Annotated in this window: 18 protein-coding genes; 1 reads left to right on the forward strand and 17 read right to left on the reverse strand. The window is 42.9% G+C overall.

Annotated features, from left to right (window positions below):
- Window positions 1-45: 45 nt before the first annotated feature.
- The 3 genes from RIE73_RS06505 to RIE73_RS06515 all read right to left on the reverse strand — a co-directional run bounded on the left by RIE73_RS06505 (window position 46) and on the right by RIE73_RS06515 (window position 3,882).
- Window positions 46-906, reverse strand: coding sequence for a DUF6492 family protein (locus RIE73_RS06505; protein ID WP_446400418.1), 861 nt, complete (start codon window positions 904-906; stop codon window positions 46-48).
- 93 nt (window positions 907-999) lie between these two features.
- Complete coding sequence (locus RIE73_RS06510; protein ID WP_446400419.1) at window positions 1,000-2,499, reverse strand: hypothetical protein; 1,500 nt, start codon at window positions 2,497-2,499, stop codon at window positions 1,000-1,002.
- Window positions 2,500-2,580: 81 nt separating this feature from the next.
- Complete coding sequence (locus tag RIE73_RS06515; protein ID WP_446400420.1) at window positions 2,581-3,882, reverse strand: nucleotide sugar dehydrogenase; 1,302 nt, start codon at window positions 3,880-3,882, stop codon at window positions 2,581-2,583.
- A 1,105-nt stretch (window positions 3,883-4,987) separates the two neighbouring features.
- Here RIE73_RS06515 and RIE73_RS06520 point away from each other — a divergent pair.
- Window positions 4,988-5,614 carry a type I restriction endonuclease gene (locus RIE73_RS06520; RefSeq protein WP_446400421.1) on the forward strand — a complete coding sequence of 209 codons (627 nt, stop codon included), beginning with the start codon at window positions 4,988-4,990 and terminating at the stop codon, window positions 5,612-5,614.
- A 78-nt stretch (window positions 5,615-5,692) separates the two neighbouring features.
- Here RIE73_RS06520 and RIE73_RS06525 read toward each other — a convergent pair whose 3' ends face one another.
- The 14 genes from RIE73_RS06525 to RIE73_RS06590 form a co-directional block, all read right to left on the reverse strand.
- Entirely contained in the window at window positions 5,693-6,895 is a 1,203-nt protein-coding gene (locus tag RIE73_RS06525; RefSeq protein ID WP_446400422.1) for a glycosyltransferase family 4 protein, read from the reverse strand.
- A 43-nt stretch (window positions 6,896-6,938) separates the two neighbouring features.
- Window positions 6,939-8,051, reverse strand: coding sequence for a glycosyltransferase family 4 protein (locus tag RIE73_RS06530; protein WP_446400423.1), 1,113 nt, complete (start codon window positions 8,049-8,051; stop codon window positions 6,939-6,941).
- A 60-nt stretch (window positions 8,052-8,111) separates the two neighbouring features.
- The gene (locus tag RIE73_RS06535) at window positions 8,112-9,095 is read right to left on the reverse strand and encodes a hypothetical protein (RefSeq protein WP_446400424.1); all 984 of its coding nucleotides are present in this window, start codon (window positions 9,093-9,095) and stop codon (window positions 8,112-8,114) included.
- Between the two features lie 30 nt (window positions 9,096-9,125).
- Window positions 9,126-10,385: a glycosyltransferase gene (locus RIE73_RS06540; RefSeq protein ID WP_446400425.1), complete on the reverse strand. Its 1,260-nt coding sequence runs from the start codon at window positions 10,383-10,385 to the stop codon at window positions 9,126-9,128.
- Window positions 10,378-11,433, reverse strand: coding sequence for an NAD-dependent epimerase/dehydratase family protein (locus tag RIE73_RS06545; RefSeq protein ID WP_446400426.1), 1,056 nt, complete (start codon window positions 11,431-11,433; stop codon window positions 10,378-10,380). The genes RIE73_RS06540 and RIE73_RS06545 overlap by 8 nt, the downstream gene beginning before the upstream one ends.
- A gap of 94 nt (window positions 11,434-11,527) precedes the next feature.
- Window positions 11,528-12,808 (reverse strand): O-antigen ligase family protein, encoded by a 1,281-nt coding sequence (locus tag RIE73_RS06550; protein ID WP_446400427.1) that lies wholly within the window; start codon window positions 12,806-12,808, stop codon window positions 11,528-11,530.
- On the reverse strand, window positions 12,805-14,055 hold the full coding sequence (locus RIE73_RS06555; RefSeq protein ID WP_446400428.1) for a glycosyltransferase family 4 protein: 1,251 nt from the start codon (window positions 14,053-14,055) through the stop codon (window positions 12,805-12,807). The genes RIE73_RS06550 and RIE73_RS06555 overlap by 4 nt, the downstream gene beginning before the upstream one ends.
- Before the next feature lie 8 nt (window positions 14,056-14,063).
- Complete coding sequence (locus RIE73_RS06560; protein ID WP_446400429.1) at window positions 14,064-14,960, reverse strand: sulfotransferase family protein; 897 nt, start codon at window positions 14,958-14,960, stop codon at window positions 14,064-14,066.
- Window positions 14,961-15,066: 106 nt separating this feature from the next.
- The gene (locus RIE73_RS06565) at window positions 15,067-16,221 is read right to left on the reverse strand and encodes a glycosyltransferase family 61 protein (protein ID WP_446400430.1); all 1,155 of its coding nucleotides are present in this window, start codon (window positions 16,219-16,221) and stop codon (window positions 15,067-15,069) included.
- Between the two features lie 124 nt (window positions 16,222-16,345).
- A complete protein-coding gene (locus RIE73_RS06570; RefSeq protein WP_446400431.1) occupies window positions 16,346-17,239 on the reverse strand; it encodes a sulfotransferase family protein in 894 nt (297 codons plus the stop codon).
- 80 nt (window positions 17,240-17,319) lie between these two features.
- Window positions 17,320-18,234: a glycosyltransferase family 2 protein gene (locus RIE73_RS06575; protein ID WP_446400432.1), complete on the reverse strand. Its 915-nt coding sequence runs from the start codon at window positions 18,232-18,234 to the stop codon at window positions 17,320-17,322.
- Window positions 18,235-18,270: 36 nt separating this feature from the next.
- Window positions 18,271-20,076 carry an ABC transporter ATP-binding protein gene (locus tag RIE73_RS06580; RefSeq protein WP_446400433.1) on the reverse strand — a complete coding sequence of 602 codons (1,806 nt, stop codon included), beginning with the start codon at window positions 20,074-20,076 and terminating at the stop codon, window positions 18,271-18,273.
- A 34-nt stretch (window positions 20,077-20,110) separates the two neighbouring features.
- Window positions 20,111-22,324 (reverse strand): GumC family protein, encoded by a 2,214-nt coding sequence (locus RIE73_RS06585; RefSeq protein ID WP_446400434.1) that lies wholly within the window; start codon window positions 22,322-22,324, stop codon window positions 20,111-20,113.
- A gap of 237 nt (window positions 22,325-22,561) precedes the next feature.
- Window positions 22,562-24,109, reverse strand: a complete 1,548-nt coding sequence (locus RIE73_RS06590; RefSeq protein ID WP_446400435.1) for a glycosyltransferase family 39 protein — start codon at window positions 24,107-24,109, stop codon at window positions 22,562-22,564.
- Window positions 24,110-24,330 lie beyond the last annotated feature (221 nt).

A 24,330-nucleotide genomic window follows, 5' to 3' on the forward strand; every position in this document is an offset into this window, starting at 1 on the left:
GTAAAAAATTGCATTGAAAAAAATTAACTTTTTGATTTTTGAGAATTAAGTAATCTGATTAAAAAATTTCTCATATTCTGCAACAGACATACCCACTTTAGACGATATCATTACGGCTACCTGTTCAGGACGAATTGCGGAGAAAAAGCTCTGCAACTCTTCATCGGACATAGGGGGACCGGAACTCGCCCAGTATTCGTGGCAAATATTCTGTTCATCATAGTAATGTCCTGATTGTTCTCGCAAAATCTTATCGATAAAAACTCCGTAGAGTATATATTCTGACAGATTCCAGGTATTACATAGGGTTTCCAGCCAACCTTGTCCAGAAATTTTTTCAAGGTGTTTACACAACTTTATAACATTTTCACGTCTCCAAGTAATTACATTACTAATATATCTTGCACCCGAATAATTCATCGGAGGTAAACCCAGCAGGTGTCCGGCTGAACGATGCCACTTTAAGTTTTTTTCCACTTTACCTTCATTCGGTATGCGAAATAAGCGTACTTTATCTTCATGAACAAAGCTTTGAAGATTGCAAGGACGTATAAAAAATGTATCTGAATCGACAAAGACTAAGACATCTTTATCAATTTGAGTACTGAATGCTATTTTCACAAGTTGCTGGTTAATCCAGTTTCGGACAGGAAGAGTTTTGAAACTAAACCAGCCTTTTTTAATTAAAGGCAGACGTTTAATCCACCAGGGTAGAACTGATTCAACAGTAAGAATTTCTGTATTGGAACTTTGTATTTGTCGAAAAAGCGGCAAATCTCGCTGCTCGACAATGACGTAATGGGAAACGGAGGGCGATATAAATTTTTCTACGCTCTGGCATAGTAGTCGGCAACGTTCAAAGTCGGGGGCATAGCTAGGAGTTATAAGAGCAAATTGAAAACTCATTTTTTTGAATTAATCTAAAAAATCTGGACTTTTGTCCTACAATGAATACGATGAATTTGTGAAGGTATTGAGACTTTAAGGCTTTACAAGTTTCTACTCTCGTCTAATTTTTGAGGATAAACTTCGCAGGAATCTTTGAGGCATATCAGGACGTGTCATTACCCGCCTAGTTTTGTACACAACTGTATTGGTAAAAAAGTGAATGATTCGCTTGGGATATTTTAGTGAACCTGTAAAATCGTTAAATGGGAGACTCACAAGTTCTGAATCTGCCATTTGACAAATATCAAAAGTCAGTTGCTGCTTCCACCTGTATTCAATCGGGAGTCTTAACATTGATTCAAAGATTTTGCGATTAGAAAAAGGAGATAGCATAGAGATAGAACAGTGATCACCTCCATACTGTTCAGGAGCAGCCCAGCAACCGAGCCGCTGCTCAATGTACATAAGATCTAGAATTGTATAGATATTAAAGTTTGCGACTTCTGACAGCCAGTCTTGCATCTTTTTCAGGATTTTTTCATCAGCAGGTATATGACATCGAGCAAGTAATTCTTTGGCGTTTATTTGTTTTTTGGTTTTATCAAATTTACGCCAATAAAAGCATCGTCCAACTTCTCCGCCTATGCCATTTAAAAAAGCCCTCTTCTCATTTAAATCTTGCAAGTATCCAATAGAACCACTTGTACTGGAACAATATCCAGTTCGATAAAACCAGTCTTCTCGTTGGTCATTATTGACATATTTATGTTTAATAAATATATGTTTTAATTTAATTTTATTAACTAATAGTTTTACTATATCTGCATCAATATAGTCACCTGAAAATGTAACAAATAATATTTTTCCTCTGTCTTCTAGGATGCTAGCCAGAAGCATGCGAGAGTCTCGTCCAGCCGTTATAGACATATAACTTGGGTGATGATTTGCGACTGAAGTGATGTTATGTCTAAGCCTATGAAAAATTGTTTTGACCAAACCTTCTTTTTTTTCTTCTACTAAATCTTTGGGGCTTTTGGGCCAATGGCGGACAGATTTCCAGTGAGAAAGATCCAGAAAATGATTCGGCAATAGTCTGGCTACATTTTTTTTCGGTGTTAACCCGGATGGATACCAGAGACCACTATTCGGCATTCTTAATATCTTGATAATCTCTTCGTCCCAATTATGCCCATCACCATCAATTAGACTGGGCGTAGAGGCAACTAGGGGAATATTTAACGAATAAACTGTAGCCAGTAACCCTGCTGGATCGAGATAAAATCTGGAAAAACTATCGGTTAAAAAAATAGCGGCAAATCTGCCCCCAATTTCGTATAGATTTGTTTCGATGATTTTCTCTTGGTTAGGCTCCTGTAAATCGACCGGAAAACATAGTTGGGATGGACAAAAATCACCACTGGGCGTAATGGAATACCCGATAATCCATCCTATATGATGATTATTCACTCCGTAAACATGGGTAATCGGTAGAGAGGGATGAGTTGCCAATAACCAAGCATCTTTTTCTTGCACATACCATTTTTCTGGAATAAATTGAGGATGCTGTGTCAAGACAAATTGTCCATCTAAATCGCTTTTAGTTAATCCCATAAGGTCATATTCTCCTTGATGCTTCCTTTTGTTTATAGAGGAATCCTAAATAACGGCTGACAAGTTACTCGATTCCGTACTCTACCAGGCGAATCCTTGGTAATCTAATGCCTCAATGGGTTCAGTAAAAAGCCCTGCTAGGTCTAAAATCTTCATCCCTGGGGCAGATTCCCGTAACACTTGACGAAACTCTGCTGTGGCATAGGTAACTACCACCAGTTCCGCCCCGGCTAAAGCTTGTTGCGGTTCTTCCATCAGCAATGCCTGAAAGTGAGGAATATTACGCTGAATATAGGCTAAATTAGTACCGACCAGCCAAGCTTCCTCTACAGCTTTGTCATAAATCTTTACCTCGCATCCTTCCCCCAGTAACTGCTTCACCAGTAATACAGCCGGACTTTCTCTTAAGTCATCTGTACCGGATTTAAAGGCTAAACCCAAGACAGCGATTCGACGTGCGCCAGAACGCAGTATCGCCTGCGTCGCTAAGTCAATCTGGAGATTGTTGGTAGCGGGGATGGCGTTGAGCAGGGGGACGGGAACGTCCATGGTTCTGGCACAATAAAGCAAGGCACGCAAGTCTTTAGGCAGACAGGAACCGCCAAAGGCAAATCCGGGGCGCATATAGGTGGGCGAAACGTTAAGTTTTGTATCTTGTACGATAATGTTCATTACATCTCGCCCGTCGATGTCAAAAGCTTTGGCAATCCTGCCGATTTCATTGGCAAAGGAAATTTTAGCCGCGTGCCAGGTATTTGCCACAAATTTGACCATTTCCGCCACAGCGGGTTTGGCGACAATGATGGGAGCGTTTACTGTGGCATACATTTGCCGGACTGCGGTTTCGGCGATGGAGTCTTCTGTGCCAATAATTGTGTAAGCTGGGGCGTCGTAGTCGCGAATTGCAGAACCTTCTCGTAAAAACTCTGGATTAAACGCTAAGTGTACGGCTTCGACGCCAATCGTATCGGTGAGTAAAGCCTGACAGCGCTCTAATGTCCCTGGGGGGACGGTACTACGTAGGACAACGACGTGGGGGGTTGTTTTATGCTTAATGGCTGTGCCGATTTCCTTACAGACGTTAAACACGTAGCTGAGGTCAGTTTCGCCTCGTTCTGTGGAAGGGGTACCAACACTAATCAGGGAAACCTCTGATTCCATAACGGCGGCTTCGGCATCTGTTGTCGCCTGAATCCGCTGGGTAGCTACCCCGTCTGCCAGTAATTGACCCAGTTGTGGTTCTATAATTGGCGATTTCCCCGCCCCCACTAAGGCAACCTTCTCCGGGTTGACATCGACGCCAATGACCTCCTGTCCATCTCGCGCTAAACAAGCTGCCGTTACCGCACCGACATAGCCAAGACCAAAAATGCTAATCTTCATCGAAAATTGGGGTTGGTAAGGGGGCGAATGGAAACCCCTGTCATTTATGTATGGGGAGGAAGCAAGCCCCCTTACATAAACAGCAGTCCGACAGGACTTCCTTAAAAAGCGTATTGGTATCCATCCTTCCCGTGTCCATAACTGCGATTTGAAACCCCTACCGCCTTGGATTTACTCACTCCGGTGACATCTTGCATTTGTCTTTCGCTTGGGCAGTTACAAGCTCAAAGCTTTCAATCTGTACGCATAGAGGTTGATTTTGGGGTATGATTGCCCCTAACTCCCATTCCTGGGGTAACGTTAGCCTCGCCAATGTTAACGGTCGGTACTTTCCAAGCAGCACTGGCTTAACCCTTGTACACCTGTTTAACCGCTCGGTTCTAGAGCGTGGGACTGGCGCAAGCATCCCAAGGTAGGAACTTTAACGCTTACCGTTAACGTAGTGCGCTAGGCACTTAGGCTGGTCAGGTATGGGCTAAATTCCAAGCCCCCGCCTTTAGGCGTGGGGTTCCTGACTGGCAAGCTCCCATTGGAGATGGATCGACGTTTTGAGTTGAGAGAATTTTATACCTGATTAGTGGCGAAGGCAACATCAGCTCTGAATTTTCTTGTACGTGCAACAGTTATTTGATATACCGTAGTAAACTGGCAAGGTTAAAACGGTGGTCAAGTATTTTCAAGGAACCCTTATGAGAGTAGCGATCCAGAAAAAATTTACCCACAACTTTAAGCTTGCCAGCCCAGTAGGGTGGGCATTGCCCACCAGCATACAAGTCAGTGGCATTCGTCCTAACCTCGATGGTTATCAGTACCTGGACATAAATGCTGTATGCTGTACTAAGAAATGTGAAGGAGCCTCAAATCCTTACTCTTGCCTGTTGCCTAATCTCAACTGTTAAGCTGTCATGCATTTAAATTGGGAATGGGTAGCGAGCAAGATGCTCGCACTACAAGGATTTTGCCATTATTGACATTAAGGTTTAAATGCCGAACAGCTTAACTTTACTTTTGTTCGACTACTTATCGATAACTCAGCAGTTTGAGAAGATGCGATCGCTTGTGTCTTAAACTATGTAGAATAGCAAGTCCCAAAGCGTGTTAATTCATGATCAGAAGCCTAGCCATTGGAGAAGCGATTACGACGTTTCGTCAAGTTGAGGAGAAACTGGGGTTAACCTTGACTGAGGACAGCCAGTTTTTTACTGAATGGATGGCTGAATTACCCACATTGAGCGAAGCAGAGCAAGCTCGGTTAGATCAGGTGCGCCGCAACTATCTCTACCAAATTTCCGATGGGATTTTGCTGGAAGAAACGATTAAAATGGTCGTGCTGTCACCATTGCTGGAGTTAGCAGGTTTCTATCAAGCGCCTTATAAGTTCAGGACAGAGGTTCCGGTTGAAATTGAGGCAGAAGGGGACAACGCAGAAATTTTACGGGGACGGATTGATGCGCTGGTATTGCAGGGCAAACTGTGGATTGTTCTGATTGAAGCCAAAAAGACTACGTTTGATTTAGAGTTGGCGATTCCTCAAACCTTGGCTTACATGGCAGCGCATCCAGAGCCAGAACAACCGCTCTATGGTATGGTGACCAATGGTAGCAGCTATTTGTTTATCAAAACATTGGACAAGCAGTATGGGATTTCTGATCTGTTTGCCACGCGATCGCAATATCGCAACAATCTCTATGAAGTGTTGAGAATCTTGAAGCACTTGGGGCGTTTAATTTAGGGCTTTGTTTGTAGTAAGCACTTTAGTGCTCTAACGCATAGTTGGAGAGGGCTAAGGTTCCCTTACTACGAACCCAATCTAATTTTGCCTGTTAGACAAAACTTTATCATACGCCGCCAAGAGTTTAGGTGCTTGGTATCGCCATTCTAGACTCTCTTCCATGCGCCGTTGACCTTCAGCGCCCATCTGCTGTCTCCGTTCAGGATTCTCTAAAAGTTCCAGGATTTTCTCGGCAAAATCAACCTGATCATTGCCTTTAGCATAAACTGAAGCTCCCTCTGCCGATCGCCGCCCTTCTAGGAGATCAAATTGGACAATGGGTTTCCCCATCGCCATATATTCCATAATCTTATTCATCGTGGAGCGATCATTATAGGGCATTTTTTTGTCTGGGTTGACACAGATATCACAACTGGACAGACGCTCTAACAGTTCCTGATCTGGAATCCGTCCGGTAAATTCGACGAATTCACTCACCCCCAATTCCTCGGATAAAGCTTGCAGCTTTTCAAACATCGGTCCACTGCCAATCAGCATAAATTGAATATCTTGGCGGTTTTTTTCCTGGAGGATGTAGCGCACCGATTTAAGCAGATAGTCGATGCCTTCGGGTTCCCCCATCACGCCAACATAGGCGACTAGGTATTTTCGTCCTTGACGATAGGCTGGGTTTGGTGGTAATGGTTGAAAACGCGACAAATCGGGTCCGCTGCGAACAACAAAGACATCTTCTGGTTTTTTATGTCCCCGAGTTAGAGCAACCTCTCGGTAGGACTCATTGGTAGCAATGGCAATATCAGCCGTGGCAAAGGTTAAGCGTTCTGCCCAACGCAGTCCATAGTAAAAGATATCCCGTCGTCCATATTTGGCTTCGTACATCTCCAGATTGATATCGTGGTGGTCGAAGATGACTCGCACTCCCCGAAATAGTTTAAACCATGCCGCAACTAGGAAGAGTAAGTCAGGGGGATTACAAATATGGACAATATCAAATCCTTGCTCCCGCCATACCCGATGGGCGAGGCGAAATTCCCAATACACGGCTGTGCTGTATTCTCGTAGATACCCAGTGACTGAGCTGATATCTGGTGGCATGGGGTGGCGATAAATGTGAATGTTATCAATCACCTCATAGTCTTTTTCATAACCTTTGCCAATGGGACAAATCACCGAAACGTGATAACCCGCTTTTGTCAGGGTAGTCGCTTCCATCCATACCCGGCGATCAAAGGGAACAGGTAGGTTCTCAACAATAATCAGTACTTTAGTCTGAGATTCCATGATAATAAAAGTATGTACCTGATTAAGGCTTATAGTTTACCATTTAGCGGCATACGCTCTTTAATTCTTCAGCCAATTTTGAGCCAAAATAGTCTAAGTTATATTGGGTTTCGCATAATCGACGCCCTCGCTGTCCCATTTCCTGAGTTTCTTGAGGGTTGTCTAAAAGATAAGAGATGGCTTTTTGCCAACCCCTGGCATCTCCGGGTTCAACATATATGCCAATCCCCTCTTTTTCCACATCCAGACTAAATTGTCGATTTCTGGTCATCACAACAGCTTTTCCCATCGCCATTGCTTCGATTAAACTCATACAGCCAGTCAGGGTTACACTGTCTGTTCTCTCTGGTGGAATATCTAAGGGAATTGCCACCGCGTAAGCTTTTGTATACTCATTGACGAGTTGTTCAAAGGAAAGAACAGCAGAGTTGGCGGGATCTGTGGGATCATAGTTAAGTTTGACATTGGCTGGAATGTTAGCAACGGTCGAAGCCGAATTAGCTGAACAATATATTTTTAAGGGATAGTGAATATGGGCAAAGGCTTGGATCAGGGTATTGTAGTCTCGATACGTCTTGCCCAGACTTAAAATAAATTGAGACTGATTGTCTGGGGATAAATTCTGCTCGACTTGGACATCTTTCTGCTTGAGGTCATAAAAAGCTAAATCGACTCCTAATTCTAAGACAACCAACTTTGATTCAGGGATGCCAAACCAATCTCTGAGTCTATCCCGAATCACGCTACTTAGACATATTAGCCTATCTTTACCTTTTATAAATAAATCGACATAAATTCGACTCCATAAATTATGTTTAAATGAACGATGCATGATCGCAACAATGGGTTTCCTGTATAGTCCAAAACGTCTCAGGAATGTGAGTAACGCTATATTGATATCATGACCTGAATAAACCAGATCATAATCAGACTGTTGGAAAAGGATTCTCAGTTGCTGATCTAAATCACCTAAAATTTTAATTTGATTACTGATTTGTTTTAATTTAGTATACTTCTCATGCGGTAATATATCGATATCAATGCCATATTTAGGTAACTCAGTCGCGCCAAAAAGACGATGCCCTGGATAGTTATGTTGTTCCCATTTCTGCCAAGCTTCATCCATAGCCGCACTACTGATAAAAAGTATCTTCATTATGATGAACTCGATTAGGGATCAATAATTTATGGGTAAAATAAAATAGCCCTAATTAAATTACTGAGTTAAAATTTTATCTAATTGACTTGCCTGAGTCAGCCAGCGTTGATTTCGCGCTTCCTGTAGTTGAATAACCTTTTTGGTTAGTTCGTCTTTTTTTGCCAAAGCGTCTTGACAACCTTGAGCGATTGACTGGGGATCAAGAGAATCTACATAGATCGCTCCCTGATAAAACAGGGTTTTCAATAGATTCGTATTAGAAATCACCATTGGCTTGCCAGCGCCAACTGCTTCATTCGCTACACTCAGTTGTATTCCATCTAATGTGGTTAACCCTAAAACAGCATCGGTTGTACAGAGTAAGCTGTCAAATTCTGTCTTAGGTAGAAAGCCGACTAGGTGAACATTAGCAGGTTTCTGACTTAAGTCATGAATACCTTGAGCGCGATTGGCATTTCCAGTCAGAACAAAGGTAATTTCGGGGACTAAACGAGCCGCTGCTAAAATCATATCAATGGGTTCGTCTCGGTTAAATGAGCAAGGAGACATAATCCACGGATGAGGGAAATTAGAGTGACAGGATACTTTATTACAGTCGATGAGTGCAGGTCGAGTTTCGAGAACATAAAGACGTTCCTGATTCACTCCTAGTTCTAGGACTTGTTTCTCCACCCAATTATTGTGTACGAGTACGAAGTGACAACGGTTTAGCAGCGCGACTATACCTGGAAGCTTTATCCAAGGAGGACGAAACGTGGCATTGTGGCAATCGGCGATGAGAATGACCTGGCGGTTGAAAAGGACTTTGTAGAGATAAGCTAGATAGAGGATGGGGGTTGGCGGAAGCTGAGCCCAAATCACCTGAGGGTGCTGATGCAAGAATAACATCAGTGTTTTCCACCCTTTCAGCAGGTACTCTAGGGGTCTGAAAAAGCGATTTTTGAAGGCAAATGAGATAAACTCAAGTTCATAACCAAAATAGGGCTGCATTGATGCAGAACGTCGTGTAAACGGAAGCCATGAGATAAATAACTGTTTCATTTTCTGTGGCTCCTCTCCTGTATGATTTACCTAAAGATTCTGGAAAACTGTAGTTGCAAACTTTTCCGCTAAGTTTTCTTCGGCAAAGCACTGCATCCTCGAACGATCAAAGAACGTTTCGGGGGAGTGAGTGATAAACTGAGTCAATCCCTGAGCAATTTCTTCGGGGATACTGGCATCAACAGCAATACCTAGTTTATAGCGTTTAACGATTTCTCCCATTAAACCATAGTTTGTACTGAGAACAGGTTTACCCGCCGCCGCCGCCCGCACGAGTATAGCACTCATCCCGATATGCCGTTGGTAGGGGGCGAGAATGACATCGGCTAGCTGAAAATAGGGTTGAATGTCTCGATCAGGGACAAACTGGTCTTGGGTAATAATCTGTATGGGTAAACTTTCACACAGGTGAGCGATGCGATTGTGGAACACTGTGGGGGAATCGATTGGTCCGACAAATAAAAGGCAGAGTTTTTGGCAAAGATGAGACGGTAAACGTGCAATCGCATCGAAGAGTTGATAAATTCCTTTGCGTTTCTGTAGTGAACCAAACATCAGAAATACTCGTCGGTTTAGTTCTATTGCCAAATTCTCTCTTAATTTCTCGACATTTGCTTCGCCATCCCTATAGATTTGCACCGGATCAGGTAAGTATACGGGTTTGACATGACCTTTGAATTTATCGAGATGCTCTATGACCAGCGGATCGAGGCAAAATAAGGTTTGAAAGCGGGGATAATGGAGTAGACGGGATAGGGCAATTTTGTCCCTGAGTTGCAACCAACGTTCATGCTGCGAAGGATTAAAAACTGCAAACTCACTATAATGGAATATGGGTCGAAAATAGATACCCGATAAGCGGCAAGGCAAACTGCCCAAGATAGCTAAAGCCAATAAAATAGAATCAAAATACATGAGTAAACAGTGAGTCGGCGATAGCTGTCTAACGTATTTTTGTAGCAGACGCCATTCTTGGAAACTGCGAACAATGCGATCAACGCCAGAGTTTTGAGATGACAGTGCTGCTTCTTCCTCTGGAGTAATGGTTAAAAAATTAATGTTACTTTGGCTATTTGCTAAGGCTAAATTAACGACATCAGGATGAGACTTGGTGAATGTTGGAGATACGAGAACATCTAGATGCCCTGGCAGTTGCTGTTCGTGCCAATATCTGACTAAATGCAGGATATATCCAGCATGATGTCCAGTGTAAAACAGGTCGAACAAGAGAAGCTGGCGATCGCGCTGCGAAACCCTACCTTTTGTCAACACTTGACCCTGACTAGACATTGGCGTATTTAGCCTGCTCAGAGGCAACAATTTCCTGAAAAATTTGGGTTATACTGCGAGTAATCCCCCATTCCGGAAAGTGGGATTTCAGTTTCCGTAAATCTGAGATATAGCAGATGTGATCCCCGAGTCGGTTTTGGTCTACATACATCCAATTCATGGTTTTCCCTGTCAGAGTTTCCACGATATCAAAGGCTTCCAGAACAGAAACACTATTGTCTCGCCCCCCGCCCAGATTGTACACCTCTCCAGGTCGGGGATTGCGGCGAAATGCCTCAAAGCACTGGATAACATCAAAGCTATGGATATTATCCCGCACTTGCTTACCTTTGTAACCAAAAACTTTATATGTGTCGCCTGTTACAGCGACTTTGACTAAGTAGGAGAGGAAGCCATGGAGTTCTACTCCAGAGTGGGAGGGACCCGTGAGACAACCGCCGCGAAAGATACCCACCTTTATACCAAAGTAGCGACCATATTCTTGTGCCACAACATCAGCCGCTGTTTTGGACGCACCAAATAGGGAATGGAGGCAACGGTCAATCCGGCATTCCTCTGAAATACCATGGTAATCTTCCGGTTTGGCGTAATCATACCGCTTTTCCTGCTCAATCAACGATAATTCGTTCGGTGCATCGCCATAAACCTTGTTGGTACTCATGTGGATAAACACGGCTTCCGGGCAAAACTGCCGGGTTGCTTCTAGGAGATTTATTGTCCCCAAAGCATTGACCTCAAAGTCCAATAGAGGAATTTGACAAGCTTTGTCGTGGGAAGGCTGCGCCGCGCAGTGGATAATTAAATCAACGGGATGCGTTTGGAACAGGTTGAACACAGCTGGGCGATCGCGGATATCCAGGTGATGATGCTGGAAGTTGCTGGTCATCTCCTGTAAGCGGCTGAGGTTCCAAGTGGTGTCACCCTGGGAACCAAAGAACTCCGCCCGCATATTGTTATCGACGCCAATCACCTGATGACCTGCGCGATCGTAGTACTCAACCGCTTCCGATCCAATTAAACCACTTGACCCTGTAACTAAGACTTTCATTGTTTTCCTGACTTACAACCCCTGAGCGAGTCAAGCGGGGAGTTACCCCAAAATCTCTCACCCGATATTGCATAGGGCATTTCAATGCATAAAATTACTGGTAATTAGGCAGATTGTCAACCGTACCTCTTTTTATGACTGGATTATTGTGAAGTTCCTTTCTGTGATAATTTCTTCTGATTCGCTCACTCCAGAGAGCCGTTGAGAAAGCCGTGGATACGTACAAAAGCCAAACTATATTGCTTTCATCCAGAACAGTACTGGTTAGACTATAGTTGGATAGGGTAGTAATGAGGACGAATTCCAGTAGCCAAAGATATTCTGTCGCTTGCGTTGAAAATAATAACTGAATCACTCTAGTGAGTAATGTTAAGCAGCTGAATCCAAAAAGAAAAAGCCCGACGAAGCCAAATTGCAGAAACAAGTCAATAAAACCACTATGAGCATGACCACCTGTTTTGTGGTCAAACCAGGTCAGGGAGTTGACAATCAAAACCTCACGCAGATTATTCCAGAAACCCGCATACCCATAGCCTAGCCAAGGTCTCTGTAACCCTCTTTGGATTAAAACCGCCCACAGTTCGTCACGTCCACTCATGGACATATCCTTGCCTAGATAATCAACGATGATTGTTTCTAGGTTAGCTGAGAGCCATACAGCTAAGGTTCCCCCAAGGATAATCGCCGTCAGCAGCAGAAATACCCGTAGTTTATAATACTGCTTGATCACCTTATACAGGGGAAGTAACGACAGTCCGAACAGCAAGAGTACTAAAGCTGTTTTTCCCTGAGTCAGTAACAGCAAGACTATCGCTAAGATAAATCCAGCCAATCTAATCCGACGCTGTTTGGGATCATCAATGGCGGCGCAAGCAAACAACAAGGCAGACAAGGTCATCATGCGAGCCAGAAGGTTTTTGTGACCCAAGACTCCTTTCCAAAGACCGTCGTCACTAATGGCGAAGGATGGCATCCCTAAGCCAAGCAGCAGACTAAGAATCATAATAATGCCAAACACCCAAAGCAATTGACGCATCTGTTCCTTCGGACTATAGCAGGTAGCCAGGTATATCCCGAATAAGGTGTTACGCAATAAAGCTTTGGCGAATTGCAAGGTATCAGATGGAGAAGCAGACCAGAAAAACGAGAGTACAGCCATGGCTGTCAGGAGGAGTATCGGGATGTCTCGGGTGGCAACATACAGAATTCTCTTCCACCGCACCAGACTCAAAAGCGGAATCAACCCGTAAGTTCCCAACGTGATTACCTTACCCCAGATAGAACCGAATGGAGCCGGCAAATTAGTTCCTGCTGCTCCTACAAGCAATACAATAACAATGATTGGCTCTAACCGCCTCAAGTACTTTAGTTTCAAGATTTACCCTCTAGAATCTCAGTAAACAGGGAGACGTAGCGGCGTGCTTGAATCGCCAATGTAAATTCTTGTTCGACTTTCTCACGGGCGCGGTACGACAGTTTCTGATGTCGCTGTTGATTTTCTAGCACCCAAGCAATTCCCTGAGCTAAGTCCTCTACACTGTAAGGTTGAGCTAAATAGCCATTGTGCTGGTGTTCAATCATGTCCGGCATACCCCCGATATTAAAGGCGACACTGGGAGTACCACAGGAGATCGCTTCCATGACTGTATTGGCTAAATTCTCTTGGGTGGAGGGGAGAACAAAGACATCGGCGGCTGAATACAAGATAGCTAGGGAGAGATCATCGTTCAATTGTCCCAAGTAATGGGCTGGAAACCCCAATTCCGGGGGATTTTCCGGCTCAGAGGCACCAAAAACCACTAACTCTAGTTTATCTTGCCACCCTGATTGACTTAAATCTTGCAGGGCAAGTTGCAACAAGTGAAATCCTTTCCTAGGGTTATCAGTGGCTCTGAGTGAACCGAAAAGAACCAGGTGCTTATCTTGAGGCAAACCCAGGAATTCTCTTGCTACCTGCTGATTTAGGGGTCGATACTTGTAAGTATCAATACCATTGGGAATTAACTCGATGCGCCGATTCTGAAACAGGGAACTAGCACCAGCACAGTTAGCTAACCAGGAACTGAGAGCAACGATTGTCAAGTTACAGTTTTGCCAAGCTTTAGCTTTGCGCTGCCATACCCAGCGCGACAAATCCCACTCTTGGGTACTACCGAGTTGGGGACATTTGCCACAGGCATCCGTGTAGCGATCGCACTCTCCACTGTAAAGGCATCCCCCAGTCAATGCCCACATATCATGGAGCGTCAAAACTACGGGTTGCTTGAGCTTGGCGATGGTTTCGACTTGTACGAAGGCTTCGCCAATCCAATGGATATTAATGATATCTGGCTGGAGTTGAGCAATTTTGGGAATAGTCCGATCAGGAAGCCATCGCAGCGCAAATGGAGTTTTCTGGCGTTGAGGATAAAACTTTTTCGGCAACGCATCAATAACAGGTCGCATTTTGGCAAGACCTTGACCTGTAATTGTGGGCGCTATTACTGTTTTATCATCGCTGTACTTATACTGCACTAACATCTGAGAATCGACACCAATTGCCTGCAAACCTTGATGTAAGCGATAGGCAGCACGAGCCGCACCGCCTTGAATATCTGTCGCACTTAGAAGTAAACTTTTCATCAACTCTATTACTCTAGCCATGTTGATAGATCCCGTTGCAGCAGGTCTTGCAACTGTAAGATATCTTCACGATACACTTGAATTAGGTTACTTCTGACCTGCGGAGATAGTTCTGGTTTAGCCAGGGTTTGATGCTTTAAGTGGCTGACAAAGCGCTTGCGTAGCTTATCGGGAACGAGTCGCTTAAATGGTTTCTTGATGATATTTTGTTGGGTCAAAAAATTGTATATCAGTTTATTTTTGGGAATGCCACTCACATTATATCGGGTTGAGGTGTCTGGGGTGAATCGTTCATCCACCTGAAGGAACTGAAAAATATCCTGTACCACGTTCAGCAGATTGCGGTTTAAATCTTCATAGAGATAGACCTTAATCTGACTGGGGTCAAACCTGTCAAAGTACCGCTGTAATTGGTTGGAGTAGAATCCCGCCTGGAGATAGTAGAACCCCCACCACCAGTTATCACGCATCCGATTTTCTTCCTCTGCAAGCGCTTGAGCAAAATCCGTGCAAGGCTCACTTCCCTCTCTAATATTATGCAAAAAATTCGAGTATGCCCTTTCAACCGGATTACGGAGAACGGCAATTAACTTGGCATCAGGAATGTAGTGGTGCATGCGCTCAGGAGCTTTAGGATGATAGAGGTAGGAGGGAGATGCCTCGCCGATAGCGATTTCATTAGAGACATTTTGAAATTGTTTCTGGTAGGCTTCTAGACTCGTGTTACATTTTGCCAGATAGCTGGATTTCTTTGTGCCTGAGGGACAATCTAGCGTCTCCCCCTCAAAGGCAAAGAAGTTTGGCTCTTTGAAGGGACTCATGTAGACTTGTGGATGTTGCTCTAGGGCAGCATACAGTGCTGTTGTCCCCGCTTTTGCCGCCCCGATGATCAGAAAGTTGGGCATTATCATACGCTTACCTGTATAGAATAATTTTTTATAAATCACCAGCCCAATTAGGCTTAGTGGGGATATCATTGGTTTTCTATATACTAGGTTTGGTAGAGCCAATTTAAATTTTATCCAAACCTGCCATTCTACAGATTTTGTCAAGCTTTTGAACATCTACATATATGTCAAGTTTACGTGTGTCGTGATCCCTTTGGTTAATATTATTGCCCTGTAGACAAAAATAATTAGCTTCTCCATGGCTTGCTAGAACGTAAAAGCAATCATTCACATAGCCGTAGGGCATTAATTCAATCACTTTCACACCGGGCTGGATAAAGAGTAAATTAGTAAGAGCAGCACCATGAGCAGCAACGATAGCGACCGACTGCGAAAAGAGTTCTGCTTGCTCTTGTATCGTTTTATCATCCATTGTTACTGATTCAAAGCCATAGCTATTGAGTAATTCAATAACTTGTGTTTCATTAATAACATTCCGTCCGATAACCTTGCCTCTTTGGATATATATCCGTCTATGATTTTGTGGTTTATTCAAACCTTGAATAAACAGATTTCTTGTAAACATAAAAGCTTCTCTGTTGATTGGATCTCCAAAACCACGACAGGTACGATTAGTAATTGCTATTAGCATTTTATCTCCGATACAACCCTCCTGAATTATTTGATTCATCGCAATACCAGCTTTGGTTAAGCTCTCTTGATGAAAGCTAGTTACCTGAAATTTGCCAATGTAAAAAAAATCAATTTTATTGAAATCAAAAAATTTATGGTAAATATTCAAAAGTGGTAATGTTCGACACATCCAGTGATAGTAGTTAGCTGGAGCAGGATCGGATAAATAAGCGACTGTTCCGTGAAGCTTATTAGGTTTTTCGAGTACTTTGGAATAGATAGGAAGTGTACGAATTTTCTGGCTTTCTTCTGATCTAAATTCTCCAATAACATTTAGATCTTTATCTAATAAATGATTATTCCTAAAAGAAAATCCACCATTACTAATTTCTAATATTACTGTATAAGTTTTTGCGACAAATGGTTTTAATACATCTAATCCTTCCCCTTCTATATAATCAGCTTTTTTTATTTCATTTTCTTCAATTTGTTCATACTGCTTGGTAAATTCTTTGTTTTTGTTTAAAAAATATTCTTTATTTAAAGAAGGAATTTGCAAATAGTTTTTACAAGTAATAAATCCTAATGATCTAAAAAAATATAAAATGCCGATTTTTCGGAATTTTTTAAAAATTAATACTCTCATTTTGCTTCGTAAATACAATGGAACAGTTAAACGAGTAATTTTCCTGATCAGGTCAAGCATTTTCATTAACCTCCTATTAAATTCGTGCCTACCTAACTCACTCTCATTTAAATCCCCAAAATAATTACTCTAGCCATGGAGAAATATCCCGCCCAATGAGTTCCTGAAGCCGCAAAATATCGTCACGGAATACTGGAAGCAATTGTTGACGGATTTGGGGTGAAAGTTGCGGTTTGACCAGGTTTTGGTTTCGCAGCGTCATGGTAATTTTCTTGCGTAGCTGCACCGGAACTAACGGTTTAAATGTTTCTTTTATGACATGGGGTTTCCGCAGAAAAGAATGCCAAACTTTGTTTTTGGGCATTCCAGATATATTGGGTTTGGTAGACATATTCGGCACACAGGTTGCATCTACACCGAGGAAATTAAAACTATCTTGTATAACCTGAATCGGATTATTACTTAAGTCTTCATATAGATACACTTTAATTTGATTGCGGTCAAACCTATCAAAGTATCTCTGTAACTGAACCGAGTAAAATCCTAGCTGGACATAGCGCCACCCCCATGCCCAGTTATGACGCATCCGATTTTCTTCTTCCTGAAGCGCTTTGGCAAAATCTAAAATCGGTTCCCGTTCATCTCGGACAAACATTAAAAATTGGGAATATGCCCGTTCAATTGGGTCACGTAAAATAGCAATTAACTTAGCTTGAGGTAGGTAGTGAAATATTCGGTCAACAGCTTTTTCGCTATAGAGATAAACAGGAGACGCTTCACCAATCGCTGTTTCCGTTGTGACGGCTTGAAATTGTGCTTGATAGGCTTCAAAGTTAGTAATGGAAGCTCGTCCCATATCACCGGGTCCCTGAAAATCTAATGTCTCACCCTCGAAGGCAAAAAATTCTGTTTCTTTCGTTGGACTCATATAGATTTGTGGATGCTGCTTTAGGTAATTATAGAGGGCAGTTGTTCCAGATTTAGCAGCACCTATAATTATAAAGTTTGGCATTGTCATAATTATTTTATATTTTTTGATTTAATCTATTTCCTCTTGACCAATTTATCTAACTCTAAAATACTACCTATTTTTAGTGATTACTTAAAAAGGATTCTTTTGATTTTTCTAGAGATTCGCATTCCTAATTTTTTATTGTCTAACACATGCCTTTGGTAACGACCTAATTCATATCCTCGGTCTCTGGCAAATCCTGCAGGTTCTCTCAAAGGAAATGACATTGACTGCAAAGGAAGATTAGCTCTTGAGTCATCTAAAAATCTTGTGTTACTTCCTTCGGGGTTAAACCCTATATTGGAAATAAGATTTATAGCCGGAATAATTGATAAAGCTGACTGGGAAAGTCGCAGACAGAGCCAGGGAAGAGCCCAAGACGTATTAAGCTCTCCAGAGAATACACGGTCAAACTGTTTTTTATAGGTATCATATTGCTGTTCATTGCCAACGACATCCCTAATTCGGCTCTGAATTTCCGGGTTTGACCAGAGCTTCATGTTGACATCATAATGCTGCCACGCTCTCTTCCAAGTTGCCCATCCCCAACAATGGCTATGATAAGAAAAACAGTAACTTTGAAGATGGGATTTATATTCACCTAGGAGATTACTACCACAAATCATCCAAACCCGTTGGTCGTATCGATACTTTTCCAACAACTCTTCACAAAACCTAAAAAAACTGGGATCTGGCGAACAATCATCTTCCAAAATGATCGCGTCTTCAACTAAACTAAATACCCAATCTAAACCAGTTGATACCCGGCTTTTGAGACCCATATTTACGTCAGCATAATTTTTGAGTACCTCGCAATTCCAATCCACTTGATCAATTATGGCACGGGTAGCGGCGCACTTTTCGGCTTCACCCGGTTGGTCTGCACGAGGACCATCGGCAATGACGAGAAGCTTCGGGGGTTGAACCTGACGAATTACTTCAAAGACTTTCTCCGTCGTATCGGGTCGCTTAAAGATGATAAAGACAACAGGAGTTTTCATAACAATTCAATTAAAATAGTATAAAGAACAATTGTTTTATGTTTCTAAAACAACTTCTCGATAAGTCCCTGACTTGACTATCTTACCTCTCTCTAGCACATAGACACAATCGCAATGCTCAACTGTAGAAAGGCGATGAGCGATTACAATCAATGTTTTTGTTCCACTCAGAGCATTAATCGCCTGAGTCACCAGATTCTCTGTCTCATTATCCAGTGCAGCCGTGGCTTCATCCAGAACCAAAATCTCTCGTTCATGATAAAGAACGCGAGCAATCCCTACCCGCTGGCGCTGTCCCCCAGACAAGCGTATTCCCCGTTCTCCAACTCGGGTTTGGATTCCATGGGGAAGTTGTTCAATGAGTTCCTCCAGTTGAGCGGCTTTAATCGCCTGATGCAATCGTTCAGGATCAATCAACTCATCAGGGACACCAAAAGCAATATTTTTCTCAATCGTGTCATCAATCAGAAAAATAGATTGCGGGATATACCCAATCAGATTCTGCCAGGAACGGATATTTTCATAAATGGAGACGCCATCTACTTGGATATCACCACTCTCCGCTGGCAAAAGACCTAAAATCACATCCACTAATGTTGTCTTCCCCGCTCCCGATTTACCGATGAAAGCAACGGATTCCCCTTTTTGAATCTGTAAACAGATATTGTCCAGAGCAGGTGCTGAGGTAGTCGGATAACGGTAGGTAACATTAACTAAGCCAATTTTATTCTCAAAACTCATGCCTCGACCTACCAACGTCTTGGCACGGAGTAACCCCCCTTCTCTGTCAGTCGGCAAAACCCCTTTTTCCTTAGCCAGCTCTTGTTTTTCAATTTCCTTGAGATCCAAGTACAACATATCCAAGACATAACTATTGTTTCGCAGTTGACTTGTTGCTTGGATGAGCTGACTAGCCGATGGAATTAAACGCATCGCCGCGATCGCAAAAACGCCCATTACAGACGTTAAGTCTTGCATATCTTGCCGAGCATAGATAATCGAGAGAGAGATAAAACTAACCAAAAATACAACTAACGTTGTCTCGATTAAAATTCGCGGCAGCGTCTGAAACGTTTGAAATAAGGTGGCTGACCGGGAAAATTGATGAGCTTGATCAGCCATTTGTTCCTCAAAATACGATTCACAACCGATCACCCGTGTTTCTTTTAATCCCCCTAATCCATGGTTAATCACGCGAATCATCTCCTGGTTAGATTCCGACCGAATCCTGCCCCATTTTTTGAATTTATTACCCAGTCTTTGAAACAAAAGAACTGTTGGCAGTAGGACAGCTAGAATTAGCACGAGCAGGAGTATATTCGTTTTAGCTAAGAGCAATAATAGAATTACTATAATAATAAAGTTAGAACCTCCCTTCAATAAAGGAAGGAGACAGCCACTTGTAAAATTCCGGACTTCAAAAACAACATTTTTAATGATACTCGCTGTATTTCGACTTAAGTGAAAAGTATATTCTACTTTTAAATAATTCTTCATTAATCTCTGCACTAAGACTTCTTTCTGCCCATAGCTAAATCTATAAATATATGCCTGAGCCAGAAAGTAAGCCACTGATTTGACACAAAATACAATAATAATTGCCAAACCCAGTATCGGAATAATCTGGTGATTCGATCGCAGAGCTAATTGCTGATAAATCCAGGAAAGCAAGGAGATTTGCTGGATTGAGTCTGGATTAGAGGCGACGCTGAGGAACGGTCCAATAAGCCCAATCCCGATCGCTTCTAGCGCCGAAGTTAACAGAACGATAACAAACAGTAAAGCCAGACTTTTTCGTTTTCCTGTGAGTACATATAATACTTTTGAAAGATATTTGAGCATACAACCGCTTCAACTAGGACGTTAAGTCATACATCTATCTCTTTCTAGCTTCCAAACTCACGTCTGCTTTCTTGCCATCATCTTGCTCCTTGTGTAGTTCCCTGGTGTAATAAAAATAGCTATCTGGTTCATTTTTAACCATCACCTGATTTGCCACAAACCCTAAAACCTGCTGACCCGATCGCGCCAGAAACTCTTTCGCCGCCTTCGCATTACCTGCATCAACCACGCCAGGTCGCACCACCAGTAGAATACCATCTGCCATACTCCCTAAAATTGGCGCATCGGCAATTCCCGCCAGTGGCGGTGTATCCACAATCACCGCATCATACTCCTGGGAGAACTGTTCCATCAAAGCCGCCATACGCTTCGAGTCCAGAATTGCCACCGGATTCGGCGGAATCACTCCAGCCGTCAACACATCTAATCCTGGCATCACGGTCTCAACTGCCATCTGAACAGGTATTTCCCCGACCAACACATTACTTAATCCAACCGAATTTGTCAGATCCCAAAACTGATGCTGAGAAGGATAGCGCATATCGGCATCTACAAGCAACACTCGCTGTCCCACCTGCGCCATCGCCGTTGCCAAATTCCCACAAACCTTTGTCTTTCCTTCCTGGGGAACCGAACTTGTCACCACAATCGCCTTAATCGGTTGATCAGAACTGAGAAACTTGAGATTCGCTCGCAGCATTTGATAGGCTTGCGTAATCGGCGAATGGGGCTTATCTTGCACCACCAGCTTCGCTTCTGTCGGTGCTGCCTCCTTAAACGGCAACCAGCGTTTTCTCGACTTGTCAACCGTGGGAATCACCCCCAGCAGCGTATATCCAAACAGTTGCTTCGCCTCTTTCACCGTCTTCACCGATTGATCGATCAGATCAATCATAAAAGCCAGCGCCACACCCAACATTAACCCGGCTACACCGCCTCCCGCTAAAATGAGTTTTTTCTTGGAGGCATTTGGGGACTCTGGTACTGCTGCTGTTGATATAATCCGGGCATTACCCACATTTTGATTTTCTGCCACCCGGGTTTCTTGCAGCTTTTGCAAGAGCAGTTCGTAGGTAGATTGTGCCGCCATCACCCGCCGCTCTAATTCTCGCTGGATTTGCTCCAGTTTCGGTAAATTATTTGACCGTTGTTTGTACGTATACTGGGTGCTTTTGAGAACAGTTAGCTGGTTCGCCAATCCCAAACGCTCCACTTCCGACTCCACCAAATTGGCAATCAGGTTTTGCCGCAATCCCCCCAATTGTAAATCTCCTGTAGAAACTTGCTGCTGAGTGCCAATAATTTCGGTGATGCGTTCTTGCAACAGACCATTTAATGCGGCTTCTTTTTCCTGTAACCTGACAATGGTGGGATCAGTATCTAAGAATCGACGCCGTTCTAGCACCAACTCTTCCTGTATTGTCTGAAGTTGACTGAGTACCTGCTGCACGGCGGGAGATTGGTTCAACGAGTTAATCGCTACCGCTTCCTCAGCACTCATATTTAACTGGTTACGCAGCGCTTGCGAACGAGCTGTCACCTTGGCTAGCTGAGCCTGAATTCCAGCAATTTGGTTGTCTAATTGAGCCGTGAGTTCAACTGTCCGTATCGCTTCTTGGGTTAAATCGACGACGCGATGTTCTTCCTTGAATCGCCGTAAGGCTAAATCAGCTTGTGCAACATTGGCTTCAACTTTAGGCAATTGTTCTCGAATAAACGCGCTGGCAGCTTGAGTTTTCGCCCGGTTAGTCAAAACGTCGTTGGCGATGTAGACATCGAGTACCTTGTTGACTACAGCACTCGCCAATTTCGGATCTTTAGACTGATAAGAAATTTGCAGGATGTCCGTTTCTGGTACAGGTTCTACCTTAAGTCCTCCAGTAATGACCTTGGGTTTGAAGGGTTCACCCTCTTCATTCTTTAGGTCAAGTTCCTCAATCACCTTTTCCGCAATCGGGCGAGATTTAATGATTTGGGCTTGGGTAGATAGAGGGTTATTATCTTTATAGATGCTCTCAATTTCTCCAACCTTAGTATTTAACCCTGTTAGCAAATCAGAACGGTCTTCTTTGATCAGTAGTGTACCTTGTGCCTTATACACCGGAACCTGGCGAGAGATGGAGAAAAGCGCCAGGGTAACCATGACACCAAAAACACCAGCGACCCATAACCAGCGCCGTTTCAGCACCAGCCAGTATTTCTCAAAGTCTATTTCTTCAACATATTCATTGGCTTGGGGCGGTTCCATAGGCTTTGCTCCAGCAGATGCATCAGCAAGGGGAATATCCCCTATAATAACTAATCCTCGCTCTAAATTAAATTAAAGCAGTATCCAGGGCTTGCAGGCACAGCCTCGTTCCTAGACTCTGCCTCCCCTAGTCGAAGATCCAGCCGCTGAAAGGCATTTCCAGCTAAAAATGGCAAGGATTGTGGCTTAAGTTGACACTGATGTTGATCAAGGATTCCCTACAGATGGTGTTTCTATTCAATTCCTGGTAAAGCGATATATGTTGAAATAGGGGAAATGAACTTTGGACTGCAAGGTATACAAATCACTCATCTCTCTTTCAATCGAGCCTTTGGGAAAATAATGTTCGCGATTAACGACGAGAAAAACGGTATCCGAATTATTTGTAAAATCTTCAACTTGTTCTGCCCACTGTCCGGTAAATTTTCCCTCTTGCCACTCATCTCCTAAATTTTTTCCATCCAAAGTCAGCGGATCACCATAATATTCTAGTAATCTTGTATTCCCTGCCAACCCCAACAAGATAGATTTTGCTGAATACTCCCGATTTTTGAGCAGGTACTGAACAGCAGAGCGGTAGTCATCTCGCCAATAATTTTCATTGAAGTAATAGTTAAAAAGAGAATAAATATTCAGAACTATCAGAAATGTCACAGCCATTTGAGCATATCGAGACAATCTGTCAAATTTTACTCGATGCTTGTGTCTGTGACTGAAAGCTGACGGAATCAGGATTGCAAGGGATACACAGAGGTAAAAAGAGTGACGCGGTAACCAATTCATTCCGGTGAATAGAGCAAGAATTAACCCGAGAAAAAATGACGTGACAAAAAGGCAGGTAAATAGGGAATCAGCGCGGTGATATTTGCTCCTATTGCCCTGTCTCCATAAAGTTTTAACTAAAGCGATAAAAATTACAGTGCCGACAATCAACAATAAAATGAGCTGAGGCAAGTAACCCAACACAACCTGGATCTTATCGTCACCGCGCAACTGCTCCTGTGGCGGTCCATAGGTTGTCCCCACCAAGATACCGTAGAGTACAAAAATAATGTTTTGAATGATGGGAAATCCAGTACGAGTAACTGTAGTTTCTGTTGGTTCAGCTATAGCAGGTGAAGAAAGATAATACAAAACTATAGGGAAAGACAAAACTCCCGCTGGCAGCCACCACTCTAGCCACGGTCTGATTTTTATATCAATAATGGCATGAGATAAACAAAGGGCTGCACTAAATATTCCGAGCAAGATACTGGCAAAAAATCCTATTGCTGTAACGATCGCAAACGAGAATCGCCAAAGAATCTCTTTGTGATCATCCTCCTTGAAGAATTGACTAAAAAAATATAATTGCAGCGAGACTAAAAAGATGAGTAACGAATAAGGTCGAGCCTCTTGGCTGTAGTAAACGCCGAAAGAACTGAATCCTAAGATTAGAGATGACCAGATGGCATGATTTTTCCCATAGATGCGTAAGGTAGTGAAGAAGATAGCGATAACTGAGCCAACTCCGAGAAGAGCAGAAAGTGAGCGAATGACAAATTCAGTATTTCCAAATGCTGAACGCCAATAAAACAAGAGTAAGTAATATAGCGGTTGGTATTTGTCACCCGATTCTCGACCTAAAAGTTTTGATAAGTTTTCTTGGATACTTGTTCCATCAGATTTAACTAGACTTATGCCTTCGTCATACCAAAGACTTTGGTTATCCAACAAAAAGAAACGCAAAAAAATGCTAATCCCAATAATCAGAATAACAGCGACATAGTAGTTTGACCGTTTCATAATAATCCCTTAGCTCCCTGAAATAGTCAGCGGATTAATCTAGGTAATAATTAGTACAGCACGGTGTTTGCAGAGGTTTCCTCTCAGGCTCTGGAAGACTATGAAGTTAGAATACGGGTTTTTCCGGAAAAAGTCTAGTACCTGCTCACCGCAAAAACCAAAGCTTGTTGAGAACCGGGTGAGTAACAAGTATTCGTCAACTGAGATAACCATCAGATATA

It is taken from the genome of Coleofasciculus sp. C1-SOL-03 (genome assembly GCF_040220555.1).
GTDB lineage: Bacteria > Cyanobacteriota > Cyanobacteriia > Cyanobacteriales > Coleofasciculaceae > Coleofasciculus.

What these genes read in the sequence shown, in the direction of transcription:
- RIE73_RS06505 (WP_446400418.1), bottom strand. Translation starts at nt 906, where the DNA reads ATGAGTTTTCAATTTGCTCTTATAACTCCTAGCTATGCCCCCGACTTT.
- RIE73_RS06510 (WP_446400419.1), bottom strand. Translation starts at nt 2,499, where the DNA reads ATGGGATTAACTAAAAGCGATTTAGATGGACAATTTGTCTTGACACAG.
- RIE73_RS06515 (WP_446400420.1), bottom strand. Translation starts at nt 3,882, where the DNA reads ATGAAGATTAGCATTTTTGGTCTTGGCTATGTCGGTGCGGTAACGGCA.
- RIE73_RS06520 (WP_446400421.1), top strand. Translation starts at nt 4,988, where the DNA reads ATGATCAGAAGCCTAGCCATTGGAGAAGCGATTACGACGTTTCGTCAA.
- RIE73_RS06525 (WP_446400422.1), bottom strand. Translation starts at nt 6,895, where the DNA reads ATGGAATCTCAGACTAAAGTACTGATTATTGTTGAGAACCTACCTGTT.
- RIE73_RS06530 (WP_446400423.1), bottom strand. Translation starts at nt 8,051, where the DNA reads ATGAAGATACTTTTTATCAGTAGTGCGGCTATGGATGAAGCTTGGCAG.
- RIE73_RS06535 (WP_446400424.1), bottom strand. Translation starts at nt 9,095, where the DNA reads ATGAAACAGTTATTTATCTCATGGCTTCCGTTTACACGACGTTCTGCA.
- RIE73_RS06540 (WP_446400425.1), bottom strand. Translation starts at nt 10,385, where the DNA reads ATGTCTAGTCAGGGTCAAGTGTTGACAAAAGGTAGGGTTTCGCAGCGC.
- RIE73_RS06545 (WP_446400426.1), bottom strand. Translation starts at nt 11,433, where the DNA reads ATGAAAGTCTTAGTTACAGGGTCAAGTGGTTTAATTGGATCGGAAGCG.
- RIE73_RS06555 (WP_446400428.1), bottom strand. Translation starts at nt 14,055, where the DNA reads ATGAAAAGTTTACTTCTAAGTGCGACAGATATTCAAGGCGGTGCGGCT.
- RIE73_RS06560 (WP_446400429.1), bottom strand. Translation starts at nt 14,960, where the DNA reads ATGCCCAACTTTCTGATCATCGGGGCGGCAAAAGCGGGGACAACAGCA.
- RIE73_RS06565 (WP_446400430.1), bottom strand. Translation starts at nt 16,221, where the DNA reads ATGAGAGTATTAATTTTTAAAAAATTCCGAAAAATCGGCATTTTATAT.
- RIE73_RS06570 (WP_446400431.1), bottom strand. Translation starts at nt 17,239, where the DNA reads ATGACAATGCCAAACTTTATAATTATAGGTGCTGCTAAATCTGGAACA.
- RIE73_RS06575 (WP_446400432.1), bottom strand. Translation starts at nt 18,234, where the DNA reads ATGAAAACTCCTGTTGTCTTTATCATCTTTAAGCGACCCGATACGACG.
- RIE73_RS06580 (WP_446400433.1), bottom strand. Translation starts at nt 20,076, where the DNA reads ATGCTCAAATATCTTTCAAAAGTATTATATGTACTCACAGGAAAACGA.
- RIE73_RS06585 (WP_446400434.1), bottom strand. Translation starts at nt 22,324, where the DNA reads ATGGAACCGCCCCAAGCCAATGAATATGTTGAAGAAATAGACTTTGAG.
- RIE73_RS06590 (WP_446400435.1), bottom strand. Translation starts at nt 24,109, where the DNA reads ATGAAACGGTCAAACTACTATGTCGCTGTTATTCTGATTATTGGGATT.